The organism is Membranihabitans maritimus (genome assembly GCF_021729145.1).
In the GTDB taxonomy this organism is placed as follows: Bacteria; Bacteroidota; Bacteroidia; order Chitinophagales; family Saprospiraceae; genus Membranihabitans; species Membranihabitans maritimus.
Window position 1 is genome coordinate 397,570 of sequence record NZ_JAJSLW010000001.1, and the last position, 22,009, is coordinate 419,578.

Here is a 22,009-nt window from a genome sequence, read left to right on the forward strand (position 1 = left end):
CTATTTTTTTAATTCGTAATAGTCTTCATGTTTCACCAAAGTTGTTCCCAACGCAAGTGCAAGAGCTTTGCCGACTGATTTCCAATCGGAATATGGCCAATTAAAATCCATTGGTTTTTGCCGCAGTATTTCGTCTTTCAGGACTAATTCCACTCCGTAGATTTGTTCTATTTCTTCGATAATTATATGTGCCGGAACATTATTATAGGTAAGTACTCCGTTCTTCCACTGGGCTTTATCTTCGAAACGCTGGTCGGTTGTTTTTACCAGTTTCTGATAAGAATCACTACTGATATATGCCGATTCACCGGCTTTCAACAACAGAGTATCTGCTGCATCGCGCTGATTATTCAGTTTGATCGCACCCTCTTCGAGAAATACTTCTTCTCTTTTCCCCCTGTTATTTACATTAAAAGAAGTCCCCAAAACTTCAATAATCATAGTATTGGACCGGACTCTGAATGGGACGTTTTTATCGTGAGTCACATCAAAAAATGCCTCACCCGAAATTGAAACCTCCCGGATTTGATCCGAAGAAGATAACCAGGTGAGCTGTGAATTGGCATTGAGCTTAACTTTACTTTGATCGGGTAATTCAACCTCAAGGGTTTCACCATTCGAAGTGCTATAGACAATATTATCGCTTTGTGACGGCCAAAAGAAATAAGCCAGAGCGACAACAAGTATACTTGCTGCAGCGGCCACTCTCCATATGATTCGGGGCCTGTTCCTTTCTCCTATTGGTTTTACAAGAGCTTGCTTTTCGGAGATGAACTCCTTAAGTTCGAAATCCAAAATTTTATCGAGATAAGCATTTGACTCTTCTTTATTACTCAGTTTGAGAAATTCTTCATATTCGGACCTGGTAATGGTCTCATTCTTTAATTTCTTATGTAAATACAGCAATCTTTCTTTATCCGGCACTACTTTTATTTTTTCATTTTCAAATCCACATACACCTTAATAGACAAAAATGTAGCGGGGGTAGGCCTAGAAAATTGTAGATTTTCTTTAGATTTTATTAACTTACTGTTTTACAGCTCCTTACTAAATATATACTTAGAGATAAAAACATTGATTATTTAGTATATTGTCGTTTGTGCTAACTAGTTCTCAATTTCTTAATACCTAAATATTTTCAAACCGAAATAATATTATTTCCTTTGTATAATATTTTAGTATAAATATCGACGTACCGAATTGCATACCTATAGTGTTGATTTGTAAATTTTTAAGCTAAATGAAAAGAGAAACACTAGATCATCTGGTTCACGAGCACCGCAAGGGGCTATATAAATTTATTCTCAGCAATGTAAAAAATACAGAAGTAGCTGAGGACATGACCCAGGATGTTCTTCTACGTGTTACACAAGCGGTCCAACGGTCAAATGAGATTGAAAACTTTAGGGCATATTTATTTAGAACAGCCAAAAACCATGTTATTAATTACTGGAAAAAAGCATCTAAGTCCCAATCCCTTAAAGAGCAATACTGGAATGATATACGACAAATTAAAGCCCTCCGTACAAATCCATGTATCGACCTGGACCGTGAAATTATTTTCAAACAATTGGAAAGCCAATTAACGGATCAACAGCGCAAGATCTTTTTCCTTAATCGAAAAGAGGGCCTTTCCTACAAAGAGATCTCCGAACAATTGGATATTTCCAAAAGTACGGTAAAAAACCATATGCTACTGGCGCTCAAAGTGATTCGGAGCTACATGGATAAAAACTACGATAAGCTGATTATACTGCTGTATATTGTTTTAATTAACCTGTAACGGGATTACCTGAGACGGTTCATTGTAGCTATATTTCTCTGCTTTGGAATACTTCCCATACTTTTCCCTGTTCTTGGGTATTTAATCAATATTCTTTTCCATGAATCTTTTCAATGTCTCTATACTTTTTTCGAATATTTCAAACAACATGGGCATTAAATCTCTTTTATAATTCAACCCACTATACAATAATCAGTTATACCATTTACAACCCAATAGTTATAAGTCTTGCAAGAAGTTGCAAAAACTCATTCTCTATATATTCTAAAGTGGTTATTTACTTTTCACTACTTGCAGTATTCTTCTTGATGGACCAGGGTTTTGAATATGTTCTCACCCTTTACTTATATCCGGAGCAGGATTTTTACCTTTATTAGAGGTGTGGTTACAAATATTCTAAGCAAGTACAGTAATAGTTATCCTGCATTATATATTGATCGATTGACATTTCAAAAGAAACACATAGGCGTCCTGACTACAAAGAATTCAGATTTAGCCTGTACCAAAGCTAACAAATGTGAGTAATGGATAAGAAACAAGTCCTAATTTTCACATGATTTTTTTCTTTTTCAAGTGTATATGCTTTGGAGAGAGCGCTAAAAATTTTCGAAACCCTGGATTATTGAACGTAACCCCATTGACAAATGGGATCAAATAGAGTAACGCTTTATTTGGTGAAATAACCTCGACTTCCTTGTCGGGGTGGGTGGGACTTTTTCGATACGAGTTTTGCTTGGAAAGCATAAAATGCTCCCGTGAAATATCGGGATGCCTTTTTGCCATCAGGTTTAACTATGGGGCTTTTGTTTCGTTTTCTTTGGGCACGCAAAGAAAATGAAAACAATACACAATAACTTGATCTTGAAATTATTATGGCCAAATTGAAAGATTCACCTTAAACATTTTTCCGTTAACAAAGTAGTGGTTTCAGGGGAAAGCTAAACTAGATCAAATATAGGGATACACCACATTACGAAACTTCTACTCAAGAGAAATTAAATTAGCCAACCCTTCTAAAAAAAATCATACGTATTATGAACACCAAGATCACATGATCAATTGACAAAGAACTGGTAGAGCGTTCCAAAAAATACGCAAAAGAAACGGGAAGAAGCCTATCTCACATTCTGGCTTCATACCTGGAAAACGTTACGAAAAGCCAAATTGATATTGGCATTCCACGTAAACTACAATTACTTATTGGAGCAATAAATCTCCCGGAGGATTTCGACGAAGAAAAAGAAAAGGCAGAATACCTTTCAAAAAAATACGTATGAAAAATGTGTTTGTTGAAACCAATGTAATCATTGATTTGCTCGCCAATAGGGTTTCCCAAAGCAAATATACCACATACATTATAATCTCGATGAAAAATCCAGAGTTGCCTTATTCACCTCACCCCACTCTAATGCTACCGTTCACTATTTAATTAAAAAATACACAAAGGAAAAAGAATTGCGATCCATCCTACGGTACCTTCTGTAATTCATTCACCCTATATCTATTGACAAGCCAACTTTGATAAAAGGCTTAAAATCTAATTATCCAGACTTCGAAGATGCTTTACAAATCATATCTACTGAATCTATAGAAGATATGGAATTAATAGTTACCAGAAATCTTAAAGATTTCAACGCATCTCCCATTAAAGCGGTCTCTCCCAGAGAGGCATTGACTTTTATCTATTAAAACTATACTATCAGAGAATTCGCATATAAGTAAAAATTTTGTAATTTTATTGCTTTTAAAATAAATATTTCAATTACAGATGAAAAATAAGAACAATGTGTCTTTTTATTTATTCTATGGAATTGTATTTCTTTTAGCTGGCATAGGTGCAATAGGCCTATTATTTTATATTAGTTTGGGAGAAAAGAAAATTACATTTGAAATTTTGCGGAAAGGATTATTATTTGGTGTCCTGTTCGGAATCGGAGAAGTATTTTGGCTTAGAGGCCAACTGGATAAGTTGGTAAAAACTAAAAAAAATAAAATCCAGAATATTGAAAAGTTCTTCATTGATTCCGGAGCAGGATTATGGGTCACCATTGCTATGTTTGCACCCTGGGTGCTTTCCCATATTGGTATCTATTTGTCGATCACATTTCTTCGAAACGTTGCTAATTCGCAAATATACATCTGGGGATTTTTGGTATCCACCTTGTTTGGTATTCTAACTTATTTCCTAATCGGTTTAGAGGCGAATCAACAACAGTTCAAAAATTATTTCAAAAGGAATAGGATCTCATTTTGAATAGTGCCCATGGTTGTATAAACGGCAACGTACACAAACTATCAGAATAACATATTCTCTCCTGGTATGCCCAAATCAAGATCCAGTTCGTTATTAACCTTTTTTATAAAATATTTAGCCAACATAGGAGATGATAATTCCAGATTTTGATGTACGAAAAATAGCACCCGGTTAATTCCTTGTTGCTTCCAGCTTTTCAATCTTTTTATCCATTCATCCAACCGTTTATAATCACCGTCGAAATTGGCACCCGTAAACCGGACAAAAGCAATCGAATTTGTGAGTCGCATATGCAGCATATCTCTCCTGCCGGCAGCATCAGTAATAATATGGGATACATCCTTTTCTTCCATTAATTTATACAGTGGTTCCATATCGGTATTACCATTGTACCAGTCGGGATGTCTGAGCTCCACAGCAAGTGAAAATTCTTCTGGCCACTCCCGGATAAAAGCCATTAAATCATTGTAGCTTTTAGGACTAAAAGTGGGATGCATCTGGAGAAAAATCGTAGACAATTTATGTTTTAAATGAGACATCTGGTTGATATAGCCTTCCACTTCTTCGCTGGTATCCTTCAACCTTTTGAAATGACTAATCCGTTGGATAATTTTGGGTGCAAAACGAAAATGATCCGGTGTTTTTGCATACCAGTTTTCCACTACTTTTGTAGAGAAACGGCCGTAAAAAGTAGCGTTCAGTTCTATACTGTTAAATTGGCGCGAATAATACGTAAGTTCATCTTTTGTTCCCCGCGGATAAAAGTTTTTCAAATCTTTGCGGTTCCACTTTGCACACCCTACATACATTTCAAATTCTCCGTTATCTGTCTCAGTAAGAACGGCTTTGGTATCCGGATGATCCGGGGGCAGGGTAAAATCAATATTCCCTGGGTCATCAACTTTTCCAAATTTCATATTCTATTTGTTTTGTTGTATTTGCAAACGAAATTACTTATTTTTAGGTAATTCGCGGATCGGCCTCTTCGTTTTAGTGGCGGTGAATAAGTTTGACACGGTTTTATGTAACACAAGCGAACTATTGTAATCCTCCAACAGATCAATTAAAAACAACTTAAAAATGAGCTCTTTAAAATTTCTTTATTTTTTATTGTTGGGACTGTTTATTTCAAGCTGTACCCAACAATCACCCGATGCTCAACAAATAAAATTTCAGTTTGCTGTTAATAATGGAGGAATTACCCTCCCCGATAGTTTTCAGGCAGTGGTCGTAGCTGACAGCGTGGGTGCTGCCAGACATATAGCAGTAAATGACAATGGAGATATTTATGTGGCTTTACGATCGGCGCAAGACGGTAATGGTCTGGTTGCACTGCGGGATACTAACGGTGACGGGAAAGCCGACAGCACTGCCTATTTTGGTGAATACACAGGCACGGGGGTAAGAATTCACGACAATCACCTGTATTTCAGTTCCACCACAGCAGTCTACCGGTACCCTTTGAAGGATGAACAATTGGTCCCCGAAGGTGAGCCCGAAACAATTATCTCAGGATTTCCCGATCAAAATACCCACGCAGCCAAATCATTCACTTTTGATAACGAAGGGAATATCTATGTCAATGTAGGTGCCCCTTCCAATTCATGCCAGGAAGAGGCGCGTACTCCTGGTTCCTTGGGAATCGAGCCCTGCCCCCAACTTGAACGGCAGGCTGGAGTCTGGCAATTCAACGCTACGAAAACCGGCCAAACCCAGGTGGATGACGGCCATCGGTATGCTACGGGCATAAGAAACTCTGTTGCATTGAGATGGAGTTCCACCGCCAATGCCTTATACTCAGTGCAACACGGCAGAGATCAGCTAAGCACCTTATGGCCGGATTACTTTGACAACAAACAATCGGCATTATTACCATCGGAAGATTTTTTATTAATAAAAGACGGATCAAATTTCGGATGGCCTTATACGTATTACGACTGGCAAAAAGATCAAAGAATATTAGCACCTGAATATGGAGGAGATGGTGAAAAGACTCCTGAAGCAGGGAAGTACCAAGATCCTATTATGACTTTTCCCGGACACTGGGCACCTAATGATGTATTGTTTTATTCCGGTGAACAGTTTCCGGAGTCATATGGAAGCGGTGCTTTTATTGCATTTCATGGCAGTTGGAACAGGGCTCCGGAGCCTCAGGCCGGGTACAAAGTTGTATTTGTTCCATTTTCAGGGGAACTACCCTCCGGGGATTATAAAGTTTTTGCCGATAATTTTGCCGGGAAAGAATCTTTTACTTCCCCCTCTGATGCCAAACACCGCCCAATGGGATTAGCAGTGGGACCGGATGGATCATTATACATCACTGATTCGGCAAAAGGGAAAATATGGAGGATCCTATATACTGGAGGGGAGGAGATGATGTAGAGGGATAACTGTAAACGATATAAAATGAATGTAAAAAACCCGGGGAAACGTATTCGCCCGGGTTTAAATCAATCTACTACCACTATAAATTTATTGTTCTTTGGGAATTATCTTTTAATTAACGGTTTCTACCCCCTCCTCTCGGGCCCCTTTTCCTCCGTTCCTGAAATCTTTCCTTCATAATTTCTTTATACTGCTCCATTTGTTCTTCAGACAGGAACTCACTCATTGAAGCTTCCTGTTCTTCCCGCAACTCCTTGAATTCTTCTCTCATCGCCTGGCGATCTTCACGTGCACCTTCCCTTAAATCCTTCATTTTTTCGCGAAATTCTTCATTGAGCTTCTTCAAATCCGCGACCTGATCTTCTGATAGTTTGAGTTCTTCTGCCAGTTTTTCATAATCAGGACCCTGGTCACCTCCTCTCTGTGCAAAAGAATTTTGAAAAGAAATGAGAGTAATAACTAAAACGGCTGCTAATACGATTACTTTTTTCATCTTTTAATTTTTTTTATTTAGTGTTAAGATGAAAAAAGTGGTAGTTGGTTTAATGGGATTTTATATATGAAAGCTAAAAATCTGTTAATATTAAAGTTCCTCCAATACCGAAGTTCCCTTCCCCTTTCCTCCAGAAGTCCACTCCCAGTCTTCCAGAAGTTGAATTTTACCATTAGCCAGGACAACTGGTTTTGAGTGACAAATTCCAGTTTTTATTTCACCGTGTTTATTGACCTGGTGGTATCGCATATCGATATTTCCCCGGGGATCAACCAGTCCAATTAAATGGCCGGCGAGAATATTTGCACCACTATATTTACAAGTGAGAATATTACCTTCCTGGCTGTAGTGAAAGATAAGATCTTCTGAGACCTCCCCGTTTTTAGAATTTTTTAGCGGACGGAATTTTCGATTATTGTAATTCAATATTTTATAATTCCTTGATCATGATGTTCTTGAACTCGACATAATTTCCGTGATCTTGAAGCGCTAAATGCCCTTTTCTAAAAGTACCAAAACCCTTATCTTCCCATTGTTTGAATTTACTATCCGCCAACATTTCCGCCCATTTATCCGTAAACATTTCCGTCTCGACCACTTTAGTCCCATTGAGATAGAATGTGAGCTGGCCATCATTTAGTTTTATCTCAGCAGTATTCCATTCTCCCGCCGGCTTAACCGTCTCCGGGGTAGCCGTAATCAAATCGTATAGGTCCCCAGCCCGATGCGTTACTATTTTAGCATCCGGATGACAAGAGTTATCGAGTATCTGCATTTCCGGTCCGGTATGATAGGTCTTTTCATTTCCTTCCTGAACATTAAAAATAATTCCTGAATTTCCACACTCTGATATTTTCCAATCCAGCTTGAGGTGATAGTTTTCAAACTCGGAATCCGTCAGAAGATCTCCTCCCTGGTCACTTTTTTCCGGGTCAAAAACTAATTTTCCATCCTTCGCTATCCAGTTTGGCCCTGCTTTTTCTTTATTAAATGTGTGCCAACCATCCAAAGACTTCCCATCAAATAATAATTTCCAACCATCATCCTGTTGGCTTTTTGTCAATGTATTTTCGCTTACTTCATTATTCATATTATCTCCCATACCCGCTTCTACTGTATCCGAAGAATTACTTTCGGTATTATTACACGCGAAAGCCAAAATTGTTAACATGCTAAAAGCCAAATATTTAATTACTCCTTTCATAAAATTGTGGTTTAATTGGTCCCTTAAATTCCTTTTTAAATTATTCTACAAAGTAAATTAATTATTTAAAAATCATAAACGAAATCCGTGAAATTCTTTGGCGAGTAGCAGTTTTAAATTGGCCAGCACAATTTCTCCCATTGTATGACATGAATCAAAAATTTTGCTCTTGTGGTGGTAAGCTAATTCTTCTTTCAATTGATCTACCTTGGCTCTAAACGAAAGATCATCATCCACCATTTTCTTGAGCAGCATATTCAGTTGATGGGCAGAGGTTTTTGCCCTTGCCGCAATGAGGCTTCGCTCTTCGATTTGGTATTGTTTCACAGCCTCCGGGGCCATGTGTTTTATTCCCAAAAAAATAATCGGATTGTTTTCCTTGAAATATTGCGGCATGTAGAAACTCTTTCTTCCTTCATAGCTCTGCTGGTCAAAATCAATAGCCCTTATTCGATATTGGTTGCCCTCAATATCGGGTGTAATATCTATCACAAAATTGTAGGCGCGCATGTCACCCAATAACCGGATAAAGCACCGTTCATTGAATTTAACAAATTCCTTGGCAATACGCGTCTTATCAAAAGTGGTAATATCCATGTGGTAGCTCATAAAATCATCCCCCGGTATACCCGCAATATGTTCCTCGATCAGTGTATCTTTGTCTACTAAATAAGTTATTCTATTCGGGGATAAAATATGCTCCAACTCCAGCCCGTAAATTCGCGAAGCATCGGCCACCTTTATATAAAAATGATCGTAATTATCATTGAGCTTATTAATAATTCGTACCCTAAAAGGCTTTGTGTTTCCAAAAGTACAAAAATCGATTCTCGCTACTGAAAGGTGTTCCATTACAGAGAAATCTCCATCTGTTTTCAGAATCGCGTATATTTTAGTCAGGGCCTCGTGCAAATCCTTTGTATCAGACTCCTCAAAGAAAACGGTTTCCCACATGGTCTCTCTTCCGTGGAGGTCAATAAGGGGTATGGACGAAGTAAACCTGTGCAACTCCTGGTATTGAATAGGTAGCGAATGATTACGGCCATACTTCTTCAGGTAAGAATCCAGGCCCTTGCTTATCTCAAATGGTACTTTCTTCCTTGAAGGAACATCTCCGATCATATAACTCAGTTAGATTAAAACTAAATCCGGGTACTTCCGGACACCTATTTAAATCGTATTTTTGTAAAATAAGTTTCTAAAAACCCGGTTAACGGGATAAAATACAGATCATAGTTTCCGTTTTAAGCGGATTGAATGATTAAGTGAAACAAAAAACCGTGCCACAAAAATTAATTACTTTAGTCGTCTAAATATACATATATGGAAAATGAAAAAGAAGTAAGCTTCTTGCCCCTTGGAAAAATATTATGGCATTACAGGAAACTGTTGTTACTGACAGTTTTTATTGCCACTGTGGCCGGGGCTATCATTTCATTTTTACTCCCTGTTTACTACCAATCAACTGCCACAATTTACCCTGCGGAAATAACCTATGTAGAATCAACAGACCTCATATATCGTCGCGGTAACATCACCGAATTCGGAGATACTGAAGAAGCGGAACAAATATTGGAATTATTCGGGTCGCAGGACTTTAAAATGAAAATTATAAACTCTAATCAATTATTTGACCATTACAACATCAAAAAAGATTCAAAAACTTCCACCCATACAATACTCAATAAATACAATGGACTTATACGAGCTGAAAGATCGCGTTTCAATGCAGTAAAAATTTCTGTGAAGGACCAATCACCTGAAATGGCAGCAGAAATTGTAAATACTATCGTAGAACAACTGAATCTCTTTAGAAATAAAGTAATAAAAAAGCGAATCCAGTCCCACTACTCTGCTGTACAAAAGACCAAAGACAGCCTTCAAAATAAATTTCATTTATTAAAGGATAGTATCTTTAAATTACAAGAGATTGGCCTGGTCAGCCAGATAGAAAGGGCGTCTTTATATGAAGCCTCTGGAAATGTAAGAGGTAATCAGGCTGCAATCAGTGAAATCATTAGTGTGAATAAAAAATACGGTAAAAAGTTTGATTTTATCGAAAATGAAATTGAATTTATTCAATCTCAGATACACACAATGGATAAGATCTTACTCCAAATGAAAACCAATCTGGCTCCCAACTCATCACAACAGTTTATATTTGAAAAAGGTAACGTCCCGGACAAAAAACACAGCCCCAAAAGGTCACTTGTCGTTTTATTTACCATTTGTATTTCTGCCTTAATTGTTGTGATATATTTAGTTTTCAGAACCTGGTGGCCTGAATTAAAAAATCGACTGGAAACGTAATTAGAACGTGAATGGTTTTCCCAAAATATCAAAAAAAGAAATAGTTCTCGTATGGGGCTTAGCGATAGCAATAATCTATTTTAGTTTGAGAATAGAAAAACCCTACCTCACGCTATTGACTATATTACCTATCCTTACTTATTTAGTATTTTTTAAAACCGAAGCTCTTTGGTGGGCCATTATTTTATTTACTCCTTTATCCATTAACCTGGAAGAATACCTCAATGATCAATTAGGGTTGTTCATACCCACGGAAATAATACTGGCTTTGTTCTTTATACTTACACCGCTTTATTTTCTAAAATATCCTCCGGAGAAAAAATTTCTTCAGCACCCCATTTCTATTATTGTACTATTGATGCTTTCCTGGGGGCTGCTCACTTCCATCACTTCAGAACAAGTTTTTGTAAGCATCAAAAACTGGGTTTCACGAACATGGTATGTTTTACCACTTTTTTACTTAGGCAGCAAAATACTTAACACCACGCAAAAAAAAGAAAGGGTTTTGCTATTGTATACAATTTCATTTTCTGTGGTCGTACTGTATACTTTTTTGCGTTTGTATATGAACGGATTCCCCGAAAAAGCATCCCAATGGCTGATGCAGCCTTTTTTCAAGGACCACACCATACTTGGAGCTGCATTGGGGTTAACGATACCATATGTCTACATGAAGGTATTTGAACAACCTATAAAAACCGGACCAAAGGCATTTTGGATTTTGGGAGCTATTCTATTTACGCTTGTTCTCATATTCACTTATTCCCGTGCAGCTATATTATCCCTGGTAATAGCTGCAGCTGTTTACTTCATCGCCAGACTAAAAATATCGCTCAGGGTAATTTATTCCTTTTTAGCCGTGGCTTCCATTCTATTGGTTATAAATCGGCAAACACTTATTAACCAACTATCCCAAAATAAAGCAGAATCCAGTGATCAGGTCGTAGAAAATATAGAATCTATAAGTAACATCACTACTGATGCTTCAAATGTGGAGCGCATAAACAGATGGAATTCAGCCCTGGAAATGTGGAAAGAACGGCCTGTTTTTGGATGGGGGCCCGGAACATATCAATTTAATTATGCCCCTTTTCAAAATTCTAATGACCTTACCATAATAAGCACTAATTTCGGCGATGTGGGTAACGCCCATAGTGAAGTGCTTGGAGCTCTGGCTGAATCGGGATTACCAGGTGCTATTTTTATGGTTTTATTTATTCTATTTGTGATTTTCTTTGGGTATAAAAATATACCACTAACTACGGGCAAAGATAAATTGGTATTAACTTCTTCTTTACTTGGCTTCATAGCTTATTTCGCACATGGAATGCTCAATAATTTCCTGACCTCCGATAAGGCAGCTGTACCCGTTTGGATTTTTGCTTTAATAATAATTTTGTACGACATTAAGAATAATTAAAGATTAAATAATAGTTAAGTTTTGTATTTTTTATCATTTTTGCGCTTTGAACAACTTCAGCAATAAATGAAAATAAAAGGCATAATCTTTACAAACCTTATTCTTTTTTGTACTGCAACTGGTATCATTTTTAATACTGATATTTATGGTCAAAAAGATTCAATTAAAGACAAGCCGCTGTTTGCTGAAGGTAATGGCATTAGTATTGTTTCTAAAGACAGTTTATACAAAGTAGATTTTGGATTTAGAATTCAAAATCGAGTTGATATAAATACAGAATCGCTCAGCGATTTTACTGTGCAAAATATCAGTGCCCAGGTAAGACGGTTCCGTTTAAAGTTTGATGGGTTCGTTTACGACCCGAACCTTACTTACAAAATTGAATTATCTCTTTCGGGTCGGGATCTCGGCAATACTCCTGGCAGAGTACCTCATGTTATAAGAGATGCTGTAATCAAATACAGATTTAACAAATTCTTTCAAATCTCTTTCGGCCAAAATAAATTGCCGGGGAACCTGGAACGATTAGTCTCTTCGGGAGATCTTCAATTAGTAGATAGATCTATAGTAAACTCACTACTTAATATTGACCGGGACATCGGATTCCAGGGTAAGTATACCATAAACCCAAATTCAGATAGATTATTGATATTACAAGGTGCAATAACTACGGGTGAAGGAATGAATCGAGTGTTAGAAGTTAATAATGGTTTATCCTATACTTCTCGAATTGAATATTATCCCCTGGGAAAATTTAAATCCGATGGCGCGTATTTCGAAGGGGATTTGTTAGTTGAAGAATCTCCCAAGCTTATGGCAGGAATAGTATTCAATTACAATGCCTCAGCATATCAAAACGGAGGGCAAAGAGGTATCGACTTATACGAAGAAAGAAATATTCGACACTGGATGGCCGATGTTATCCTTAAATATTCCGGATGGGCAATTCAGTCTGAATTTATAAAGCGTTTCAGCAATGACCCAATAACCACATCTCCCGATGTATCAGACATCGTTTATGTTTACAACGGGCAAGGATTTACTATCCAGGCTAGTAAATACTTTCCTTCTTCGTGGGAAGTTACCGGGCGGTTCAGCACTGTGGATCCTTTGGGTGAAGTAGAGGTTTTTGAACCGCAGCAAAGGCAATGGACCATTGGGATAAGTAGATATTTACGGGACCACAATCTGAAAATTCAATCTGATCTTTCTTTAAATGAGAGAATTATGCCGAGTGGTGAAGAAAATAATAACTGGGCTTTGAGATTTCAAGTCGAATTAGGGATATAATTCTTATTTTAACATACTTTTTAAAATAAACCCCGAACGATGAAATATTTCGTATTGCTTTTGTTTCTTTTCTGCTGCTTCATTTCCCCCTGCCAAAATGTTGAAAAGGATGTAGAACACATAGAAGTTTATCACGAAAAAGGAAAGTTTGGCGGATGGCCGGCTAATTTTGGCATTTGGAATTGGGGCAACGAAATTCTAGTGGGATTTGCACAAGGCTCATATAAAAATCTTGGAACCGAACGCCATAACATTGATCGTGAAAAGCCTGAATACCATCTTATGGCCAGAAGTAAAGATGGAGGTAAAACCTGGGCTATCGAAGATCCTGCAAGGGATAATAATGGTGCTTTATTTGTACCGGATAACGGAAGCTATCACGGTGTGGCACGCACTGATATACAATTTCAGGAAATTCAGAAGCCTTCCAACATAAACTTTTCACATTCGGATTTTGCTCTTTCTGTGAAGATGACCAACGGAGATGGAGGTAAATCTTTTTACTGGTATTCATACAACCGCGGTAATACATGGAGAGGTCCCTTCCAACTTCCTGAATTCAATGGTATGGGCACGGCCCCTCGCACAGACTATCTCATTGACAACAAAAAAACTTGCACTCTTTTCCTAACCGCACCCAAATCGGACGGTGAAGAAGGAAGAGTTATTTGTGTACGAACTAAAGACGGTGGCAAGACGTGGAAGTTTTTATCCTACATAGGCACCGAACCCCCAATTGGCTATTCCATAATGCCTGCTTCAGTCCGATTATCCGAGAGTGAAATATTGGTTACAGCACGGGAGAAAAGAGAAAATGCCAGCTATATATCCACATACTATTCTGCCGACAATGGAAAATCCTGGACTGAATGGAAGAATGCCGTGAAGGAAGCCGGAATTGGCAATCCACCTGCAATGGTCAAAATGATGGACGGGAGAATCTGCCTCATCTATGGATACAGGGCAGATGTCAAAAGCATTGAAAGCGGAGAAAAAACAAGTGACATACGCGCCAAGCTCAGTAGTGACAACGGGAAAACCTGGAGTAAAGACTATTTATTACGTAACGACGGTTCAGGAAGGGATGTAGGGTACCCCAGGGTGATCCAACGTCCTGATGGCAAAATAGTTACCGTGTATTATTTTATGGATCAGAAGACAGGTCCGGAAAGGTATATCGGGGCTACTATTTGGGATCCTCCCAAGCCATAATAGCATTGCTTTTCAAAAGAACTGATTATATTCAATTCTGTAATTTTTTACTATCTGAAAAGCCCTTCCGTTTAGCAAAAGGCTGAGACTTATACTCTGAGGGTGTAAAACCAGTATGCTTTTTAAACTGATTACTAAGTGATGCCGTACTACTGTAATCCAGCTTATAAGCAATTTCTTTGATCGACAATTCACCGTATAATAACAACTCTTTTATCCTTTCCACTTTAGTCTGGATGATAAATTGCTCAAGGGTTATACCTTCCAATGAAGAAAACAGATTGCTGATATACGTATAATTATAGGGTAATTTTTCTGAAATCAGTTCGGACCACGTTTTTAACGGACTATAATCTTCGGCACTTATTTCATTAATAATAAATGTTTTCACTTGCTCAACAACTTTCTTTTTTTGGTTCTCTAGTCTTTCGAAACCAAATTCTTTTAATTTTTCTTCAAAATTTATTAATGATTCGGCTGAAATTTCCTTTTCAAACCTCACTTCTCCCAGCGAAACATCAGCATTAGGGAGTGAAAGTTCTTTAATTATTTGCTCCACGACGTATATACACCGTGGACACACCATATTTTTGATACTAATTTTCATTCCATTTATTACAACAGTACTTTTCCAAAGAGGGTTCAATAAAAAGTTTTCACGACCGAAAGATGCAATAGATGCTCCATGGTCGGAAATATTTTATTTCCATCTAAACATAAAAAAAGCCTGTCCGGCATTTAGCGGACAGGCTTTCAATATTATTATCTCGATAATATCTACATATTATTTATGATCTCAGTTCCAAATTCTGAACATTTCAACAAAGTAGCTCCATCCATCTGACGTTCAAAGTCATACGTCACACGCTTAGAACTAATCGCTCCTTCTATTCCTTTAACGATCAGGTCAGCTACTTCATTCCAGCCCAAATACCGGAACATCATTTCACCGGAAAGAATTACCGAGCTAGGATTTACTTTGTCCTGGCCGGCATATTTGGGTGCTGTACCGTGTGTAGCTTCGAATATCGCTTTTCCATTATCATAATTAATATTTGCTCCCGGAGCGATTCCAATACCACCTACCTGGGCAGCTAACGCATCAGATACATAGTCTCCATTAAGATTGAGAGTTGCAATAACACTGTATTCTTTTGGTCTCAAAAGGATTTGCTGCAAAAAGGCATCTGCTATAACATCTTTTACGATTATTTCCTTACCGTCTTTTTTGATAATCTGCCATGGACCACCCTCGAAATCATCTGCTCCGTATTGCTCTTTAGCAACCTTATATCCCCATTCCTTGAATTTACCTTCTGTAAATTTCATGATATTACCTTTGTGAACGAGAGTCACTGAAGGTAATCCTAAATCGAGCGCATAATCAATGGCTGCACGTACAATTCTTTCCGTACCTTCTTCTGAGACAGGTTTAATACCAATAGAAGATGTTTCCGGAAAACGGATTTGCGTTACCCCCATTTCCTCAATTAAAAATTTCTTTACTTTATTCGCTTCCGGAGTACCGGCCAAATATTCAATTCCCGCGTAAATATCCTCTGTATTTTCCCGGAAAATAGTCATGTCTACACTATTGGGCTCCTTCACCGGTGAAGGAACTCCTTCAAACCATCTTACAGGCCGTACACATGCATACAAATCCAATTTCTGACGAAGAGCAACGTTTAATGACCGAATACCTCCACCTACTGGCGTGGTCAATGGTCCTTTGATAGCAACTAAATACTCTTCTATAGCATCCAGACTAGCCTGAGGCAACCATTCCCCGGTATTGTCAAAGGCTTTCTGCCCTACAAAAACTTCCTTCCACTCTATCTTTTTCTCGCCGTTATAAGCTTTTTCAACAGCTGCATCAAAAACACGTACTGCAGATGCCCATATGTCGGGACCTATACCATCTCCTTCGATAAAAGGTATTATCGGGTTATTAGGAACATTAAGTTTTCTATTTTCAATCGTTATTCTCTGTCCACTCATTATTTCGCAAAATTTTGTATGTAAAAAAATCGAGGACAAAGGTAAGATAATTTGCTTTATTTCAACACCAGGGATGCCATTATAATCTATTAAATAAGTATTAATTTGCCTATTTTCACTATTATTTTTGCCGAAAACGTAAAAATCAGAATTTTCTACAGTAAAAGGGGGGTAAAAACTTTCACAACCATCAATGTTGAATCATTAATTTTTTGATGTAATAACCATTCTGTCCAGAAAGCCTCAATAAGTATAAACCGGATGAAAGAGAAGTAGGATACAATACCATAAAGCTGTCTGACTTTCCAACAGGATACTCTTTTATCAACTGACCGTTCATATTTAAAATTTCCAAATTTTCAATTTTGGACTCCACTGGCCATTTCAAAAATACTTCTCCACTTGCAGGATTGGGGTATATTTCAACATCAGATCTACGGAATTGGTCTTGTGTATTGGTCTTTAGAAATTCAATTTTTACCTCCATAAAATTGTCTTTTGGATCTCTATCATAGTGATTATTGGGAAAAGCCACATAAATCATTTTCCTTGTTGAAAAGGAACCAACTTCAGAAATGGTTTCTACTCCCAATGGTGCTGATCCTGATTCTCCACTATAATACCATGAAGTATCCAATCCAAATGCAAAATGAGAGAGACAATTGAATCCCCAGAGGGCGTCTGACCCTAATGAAACTGTATGGATTTGTGTTTCACCACTATTCGTAAAATAAATATCATAAGTCCCATGATTGTCAGCAACTCTCCAGTGAGATGTATCCCCGTTTTCAAAAATAATGGGATTACCGATGCGAAATCCATCTGAAAGAGCAATACTATCCAATGATATTTCCGGTCTTTTCTCAGGATGTTGATTTATATATTTGTCAAAGACCTGATATATACCAAACCGATCGGAAGAACTATACCTAATATCTGTAAAAGCACTAAAATCAATTCGAGTAGTTCCAAATCTAATAGCTTTTCCATGATTTAGGGGTCGATAATTCAGAGACTCCACATACACACTGTCATAGAATAATTGAACCGAATCAATACGTTCCAAATCCCTGTTATAATATCGAACGGTATTCCCATTTGAAATAGACATCAACTGTTCCAGATCCGGATGCCACACTATTTTTTTCGTAGTCAGATTTACTGGACTGGACGACCTGAAACTATCAGGAATATATTTGTAGAGAGAGTCTTGCGTCAGGATAAATATTTCTTCAACATCATTTGCCGTCACCTCTGTCCTAACAGCGACGTCTTTTATAACAGTGTGAAAATCCATAGAATCAGATGATGTAAAATCCCAGTTAGTAAGCATGAGTTTTTTCTGATCAAAGATTAGCAAACCGTTTTGATATCCCGAAAATTCTACATTTTCCGGGACTTCTCTTTTACCAATTAATCTTCCTTGAAAATCATATCTGAAAATCGAATCGACAACAGTAAATACGATTGTAGTGTCAACAATTTTAGAATTAAAGGATTCGAAAATGGTTGGGATATAAAACGAATCAATTCTTTCGAATTGCTCATTAATCCAGTATCCTTTTAAACCTAACGCCCCCCAGAAATCGTCTCCCTGCTGTTGGTAGGTCAGGAGAAGGTATAAGGAATCAAAACCTTCTATGTCACGCACTTCACTAAATTCAAAGTTCTGATGAACAAAGTATTCCGAATCTTCAAACTCTCCAAATGCGTTTAATACCCAGGCTTTCGCTTTTTTGCAATTATCTTCAGCTCCCCCCAGGAGAATCTTTCCACTGTCCAGTTCGAACGCATCATTAAAGTACAAAGTTTGCTCTCCCGCTTCTATATGTTCCAGGTCAGAAACCTGCCCATTTCCCCGGATTTGAAAAAGGCAGAAAATCAATAGTATATCTATCCATCTAAGCAATTTACACTTTTCCTTAAGTTGCAAAATACTTTACAGGAATCTCAACAATTATTCTACTTTAACACTTTCATTACTTCAAAGTTATTTGAAATACATTATACCTATTTCAATAGCTCCAATCCAATAAATGCTAACCCACTATCTTCATTACCAGCCCGTGTGATCTCAATATTTAAATTGTTCACTGTCCCCAGGTTTCTTTCATCTAATCTCAGGGTTTTGTCACTGGGTTTCCTGGCAGCGGATCTGGCTCCTATATTTCCACTTACCAACGTTGAACCATCTCCTATGACCTTAATTTCCCACCCATTGGAAGATTCATCCACTGAGGCAAATAATACCCGTACCTTTTTAACATCGGTAAGATCCACTTTACCAAATTCTATAGCAGCACTCCCCCCTTCTATAAGTGCTAATTCTGTTTCTTCATAAACATCCTTTGTAGCCCCTTCCATAGATTGTGCCCTGAATGCAGATAGGATTGGACGTGACAAATACACCGTTTTTTGCCCCATCAAAGAAGAAGCCCCTTCAGCTCCTTTATCCTTGTAAGAAGCTGACAATACAACTACCCCGTCCTCCGTCAATTTGAAATCGCTAGAAGGGTAAATAGTACCTGACACCGGAAGCGATGCTAAGGGTTCATCTGCATCAGCAAGTCCTATTATCCACTGGATAATCTTTTTTACATCCTGAAGCGGAACATCAGGGTGTGCCGCCATGGCCACTTCTCCCCATACTCCACTTCCTCCTTCTATGACTTTGTTTGACAGATATTCTTCGGCTTCTGGATTTCCTTTATATTTATCAGATATCTGTAAGTAAGCAGGCCCGACTGACTTTTCATCTTTCTTATGGCATGATGCACAATCCAATCCCGAAATAATACCCTGAACCTCAACTTCAGGATCTGTAAATTCCTGATGGCCAATGGTAGTTGATGCCTCGTCATAACTTCCAATGTAATCCTTTTCAACTAAAACCTGATCGGTAGAAATATCTCCTGAAGCCAGACTACCGTCTTCAGAATCGGCAACAAGCACTCTATATTTGACGGGACTATTATCAAAGTAAAATTCACTATTCCCTTCAAATTCAATAGTCACATCCGGACGGTCATTTCCGGCAACCACGTGATAGTGTTGGCTTTCCACACTACTACCCTTGTCATCATTAACCTGCACAAATATATTGTGCTGCCCTGCATCAGCAAGGTTAGCAGTATACCTGGGTTCCTGTGTCGTTTCCAACTCTTCCCCGTCAACCATCCATGTGTATGTCATTGGGTCACCATCTGGTTCTGAAGAACCCGAAGCATCCAATTGTATAGCAAGAGGTAATTGCCCGGCAGTTCGATCTATTTTCAAATCGGGAATAGGAGCCCTGTTGCCTGCATTGTATTCAATTACGGACAAGCTGGAATTAGAATTTTTGGAAAACCATCCACTTCCATATTCAATGAGGTATAATTTTCCATCCGGACCAAATTCCATGTCGCTAATACTTACAAAATCCGTTTCCGCCATAAAGGGTTCTATTCTCATTAAGTCACCCTCTTCATTCATGGTTACAACCTTTATCCAGTTACGGATCCATTCATAAATAAATAGCTTCCCGTCGTAATAGTCAGCCAATCTGGTTTCTGCCGGATATTTTTCAGGATAGTATACGGGACCTGCCATGGCTGTCCTTCCTCCACTTCCCACATTGGGAAAGTATTTTGATTTTGCATAGGGGTAATAAATAAAAGCAGGTTGCGCCGGAGGCAATTCGGTCATCCCCGTATTATTTCGGGAATTATTAACCGGTTTTTCAGGATCGAATTTCAATTCGGACTCCCCCGTGTTATAATCGTATTGCCAATATGCAAAATTATCGCCAATAAAATAAGGCCAGCCGAAATTTCCGGCAGACCTTGCCTGGTTTATTTCGTCATACCCTCTTGGTCCCCTTGTATCCAGACTGTCATTTCTGGAATCAGGTCCAACTTCCCCCCAGTAGAGGTATCCGGTCTTCTGATCTACAGAAATTCGATAAGGGTTACGATTCCCCATTACATAGATTTCAGGCCGTGCTTTGTCATTCCCTTCCTCAAATAAATTACCTTCAGGTATATCATAACTCCCGTCATCATTAACCTTAATCCGTAAGATTTTACCCCTCAGATCATTGGTATTGCCGGGTGCTCTTCTTCCGTCGTATTGTTCCTTCCCCGGCCGGTCATCCAATGGAGCGAATCCGAATAAGTTAATAGGAAGGGTTTCACCTGTCACTTTATCTTTTTGATTGAATGGAGTGGAATTATCCCCAGTAGAAACATACAGGTTGCCTTTGGCATCGAAATCAATTGATCCTCCCGTATGACAACAAATATCTCTGTCTGTCTTTACATCAAGAATCACTTGCTCCGATGATTCATCCCAAACACCATCCACATATTTGAACCTGGACAGCCTGTCAACAGAAACATCTGTAGGCGAATAAAAAATATAAACCCAGTGGTTTTCTGCATAGTTCGGGTCTGCTTTAATCCCCATAAATCCGGTTTCTACATTTACATTTGGAGTGTCTGTCTCATAATATACTTCTATATGAGTTAAATCTTCTATTCTATTTTCGTCGGGATTATACTTTTTAAGTCCTCCTTTTCTCTCTGAAATTAGAATTTCCTTATTAGGTAGAATGGTGATCTCAGTAGGTTCATCCAGCCCACGCCCCAAAATAACCTTGCTAAATCGATTCATATCCGGCGCAAACTGCGTCCTTACGTCGGAATAATCGAGTTCCAGATTATCCCCTATGGCATACTCTATTCCCGAATATAATAAATCCAGAAATTCTTTCTCTTCATACGATTCCGAAGTATGACCAAACTCTATGTAAAAAGATCTCCCACCGTCATAATCGTGATACCATACCATCGGGTGATCTCCGTCGTTCTGCCCGCCTTCGTACGATGTCTCATCAATACTCACTAATCTGTTTACATGATCGGGTACTTTAATAAAATTATACCACTCATCTTCCCTGGACCATTCTTCAGGTAATTCTTTTAGAACCGGGAATTTAGGATCTTCATGTATTATCAAATCCGCCTCCTGAATTCTAGGATGGCTCTTAAAATATGCACCTACCAATTCACCGTACCATTTCCAACCATATTCCGTATCTGTGGCAGCATGGATGCCTACAAATCCACCTCCGGCTTGGATATATCTTTCAAAGGCCGCTTCTTGCCTGGTATCTAGAATATCTCCTGTCGTATTCAAGAATATTATCGTAGAAAATTCTCGTAACTTCTCTTCCTTAAAAATGGAAGCATCTTCAGTGGCTTCTACTTCAAAACCCTTTTCAGATCCAAGTTTTTGAAGTGCTGCGACGCCGTCTTCAATACTACTATGTCGAAAACCAGCGGTTTTGGAAAAAACAAGAACTTTGGGATCTCCGGTCCTGGATTTCGGACCACAACTTATAAGTAAAAAACAAAAAGTTGCTAATAAAAATAACTGATAAATTGTTTTAGCCATTGGTGGTTTCTCTATTTATGTGATATTTATTTTCCTTCATTGAATAAAAGTAAACATTGAAATGCCTGGATAGCAAACTCTAGTCTTTCTAGAATATTTTATTTCAATTTTACCGGGTGAAAGTACTAAAATGAAAGGTTTTTTTATAAATAAATTGTCTTCAGGTTAAAATTCCACATAAATTCAGCAATTTATTATCATTGGAAAAATAATCCAACAGTGAT

The 22,009-nt window shown here is 38.1% G+C and carries 19 protein-coding genes; 9 read left to right on the forward strand and 10 right to left on the reverse strand.

The features are described from left to right. Nucleotides 1-924, reverse strand: a complete 924-nt coding sequence (locus LVD47_RS01380; protein WP_236973723.1) for a FecR family protein — start codon at nt 922-924, stop codon at nt 1-3. A gap of 316 nt (nt 925-1,240) precedes the next feature. Here LVD47_RS01380 and LVD47_RS01385 point away from each other — a divergent pair, with 316 nt between their 5' ends. From LVD47_RS01385 to LVD47_RS01395, 4 genes are all read left to right on the forward strand, one after another. After that, nucleotides 1,241-1,783 carry an RNA polymerase sigma factor gene (locus LVD47_RS01385; protein ID WP_236973724.1) on the forward strand — a complete coding sequence of 181 codons (543 nt, stop codon included), beginning with the start codon at nt 1,241-1,243 and terminating at the stop codon, nt 1,781-1,783. 1,058 nt (nt 1,784-2,841) lie between these two features. Then, entirely contained in the window at nt 2,842-3,060 is a 219-nt protein-coding gene (locus tag LVD47_RS23940) for a DUF6364 family protein (protein WP_369427730.1), read from the forward strand. A gap of 241 nt (nt 3,061-3,301) precedes the next feature. After that, entirely contained in the window at nt 3,302-3,472 is a 171-nt protein-coding gene (locus tag LVD47_RS01390) for a hypothetical protein (RefSeq protein WP_236973725.1), read from the forward strand. A gap of 79 nt (nt 3,473-3,551) precedes the next feature. After that, on the forward strand, nt 3,552-4,037 hold the full coding sequence (locus LVD47_RS01395; protein WP_236973726.1) for a hypothetical protein: 486 nt from the start codon (nt 3,552-3,554) through the stop codon (nt 4,035-4,037). A gap of 41 nt (nt 4,038-4,078) precedes the next feature. Here the strand turns inward: LVD47_RS01395 and LVD47_RS01400 are convergent, their stop codons facing one another. After that, complete coding sequence (locus LVD47_RS01400) at nt 4,079-4,954, reverse strand: DUF72 domain-containing protein (protein ID WP_236973727.1); 876 nt, start codon at nt 4,952-4,954, stop codon at nt 4,079-4,081. Nucleotides 4,955-5,117: 163 nt separating this feature from the next. Between LVD47_RS01400 and LVD47_RS01405 the strand changes: the two genes are divergently transcribed. Next, nucleotides 5,118-6,419 (forward strand): PQQ-dependent sugar dehydrogenase, encoded by a 1,302-nt coding sequence (locus LVD47_RS01405; RefSeq protein ID WP_236973728.1) that lies wholly within the window; start codon nt 5,118-5,120, stop codon nt 6,417-6,419. Between the two features lie 118 nt (nt 6,420-6,537). On the opposite strand, the gene LVD47_RS01410 is transcribed toward LVD47_RS01405, so the two are convergent. The 4 genes from LVD47_RS01410 to LVD47_RS01425 all read right to left on the reverse strand — a co-directional run bounded on the left by LVD47_RS01410 (nt 6,538) and on the right by LVD47_RS01425 (nt 9,241). After that, a complete protein-coding gene (locus LVD47_RS01410) occupies nt 6,538-6,915 on the reverse strand; it encodes a Spy/CpxP family protein refolding chaperone (RefSeq protein WP_236973729.1) in 378 nt (125 codons plus the stop codon). A gap of 90 nt (nt 6,916-7,005) precedes the next feature. Next, a complete protein-coding gene (locus tag LVD47_RS01415) occupies nt 7,006-7,341 on the reverse strand; it encodes an avidin-fold protein (RefSeq protein ID WP_236973730.1) in 336 nt (111 codons plus the stop codon). 4 nt (nt 7,342-7,345) lie between these two features. After that, nucleotides 7,346-8,119 carry a 3-keto-disaccharide hydrolase gene (locus LVD47_RS01420; protein WP_236973731.1) on the reverse strand — a complete coding sequence of 258 codons (774 nt, stop codon included), beginning with the start codon at nt 8,117-8,119 and terminating at the stop codon, nt 7,346-7,348. Between the two features lie 72 nt (nt 8,120-8,191). After that, complete coding sequence (locus LVD47_RS01425; protein WP_236973732.1) at nt 8,192-9,241, reverse strand: hypothetical protein; 1,050 nt, start codon at nt 9,239-9,241, stop codon at nt 8,192-8,194. 201 nt (nt 9,242-9,442) lie between these two features. Between LVD47_RS01425 and LVD47_RS01430 the strand changes: the two genes are divergently transcribed. The 4 genes from LVD47_RS01430 to LVD47_RS01445 all read left to right on the forward strand — a co-directional run bounded on the left by LVD47_RS01430 (nt 9,443) and on the right by LVD47_RS01445 (nt 14,351). Beyond that, entirely contained in the window at nt 9,443-10,429 is a 987-nt protein-coding gene (locus tag LVD47_RS01430; protein ID WP_236973733.1) for a Wzz/FepE/Etk N-terminal domain-containing protein, read from the forward strand. A gap of 85 nt (nt 10,430-10,514) precedes the next feature. Further along, on the forward strand, nt 10,515-11,849 hold the full coding sequence (locus tag LVD47_RS01435; RefSeq protein ID WP_236973734.1) for an O-antigen ligase family protein: 1,335 nt from the start codon (nt 10,515-10,517) through the stop codon (nt 11,847-11,849). Nucleotides 11,850-11,915: 66 nt separating this feature from the next. Further along, nucleotides 11,916-13,139: a porin gene (locus LVD47_RS01440; RefSeq protein ID WP_236973735.1), complete on the forward strand. Its 1,224-nt coding sequence runs from the start codon at nt 11,916-11,918 to the stop codon at nt 13,137-13,139. Between the two features lie 39 nt (nt 13,140-13,178). Further along, entirely contained in the window at nt 13,179-14,351 is a 1,173-nt protein-coding gene (locus LVD47_RS01445; RefSeq protein ID WP_236973736.1) for a sialidase family protein, read from the forward strand. A gap of 31 nt (nt 14,352-14,382) precedes the next feature. Here the strand turns inward: LVD47_RS01445 and LVD47_RS01450 are convergent, their stop codons facing one another. The 4 genes from LVD47_RS01450 to LVD47_RS01465 all read right to left on the reverse strand — a co-directional run bounded on the left by LVD47_RS01450 (nt 14,383) and on the right by LVD47_RS01465 (nt 21,785). Then, the gene (locus LVD47_RS01450) at nt 14,383-14,958 is read right to left on the reverse strand and encodes a helix-turn-helix domain-containing protein (protein ID WP_236973737.1); all 576 of its coding nucleotides are present in this window, start codon (nt 14,956-14,958) and stop codon (nt 14,383-14,385) included. A gap of 170 nt (nt 14,959-15,128) precedes the next feature. Continuing rightward, entirely contained in the window at nt 15,129-16,349 is a 1,221-nt protein-coding gene (gene icd / locus LVD47_RS01455) for an NADP-dependent isocitrate dehydrogenase (protein ID WP_236973738.1), read from the reverse strand. A 190-nt stretch (nt 16,350-16,539) separates the two neighbouring features. Further along, nucleotides 16,540-18,258, reverse strand: a complete 1,719-nt coding sequence (locus LVD47_RS01460; RefSeq protein WP_236973739.1) for a T9SS type A sorting domain-containing protein — start codon at nt 18,256-18,258, stop codon at nt 16,540-16,542. A gap of 101 nt (nt 18,259-18,359) precedes the next feature. Then, nucleotides 18,360-21,785, reverse strand: coding sequence for a ThuA domain-containing protein (locus LVD47_RS01465; protein ID WP_236973740.1), 3,426 nt, complete (start codon nt 21,783-21,785; stop codon nt 18,360-18,362). Nucleotides 21,786-22,009: the final 224 nt, after the last annotated feature.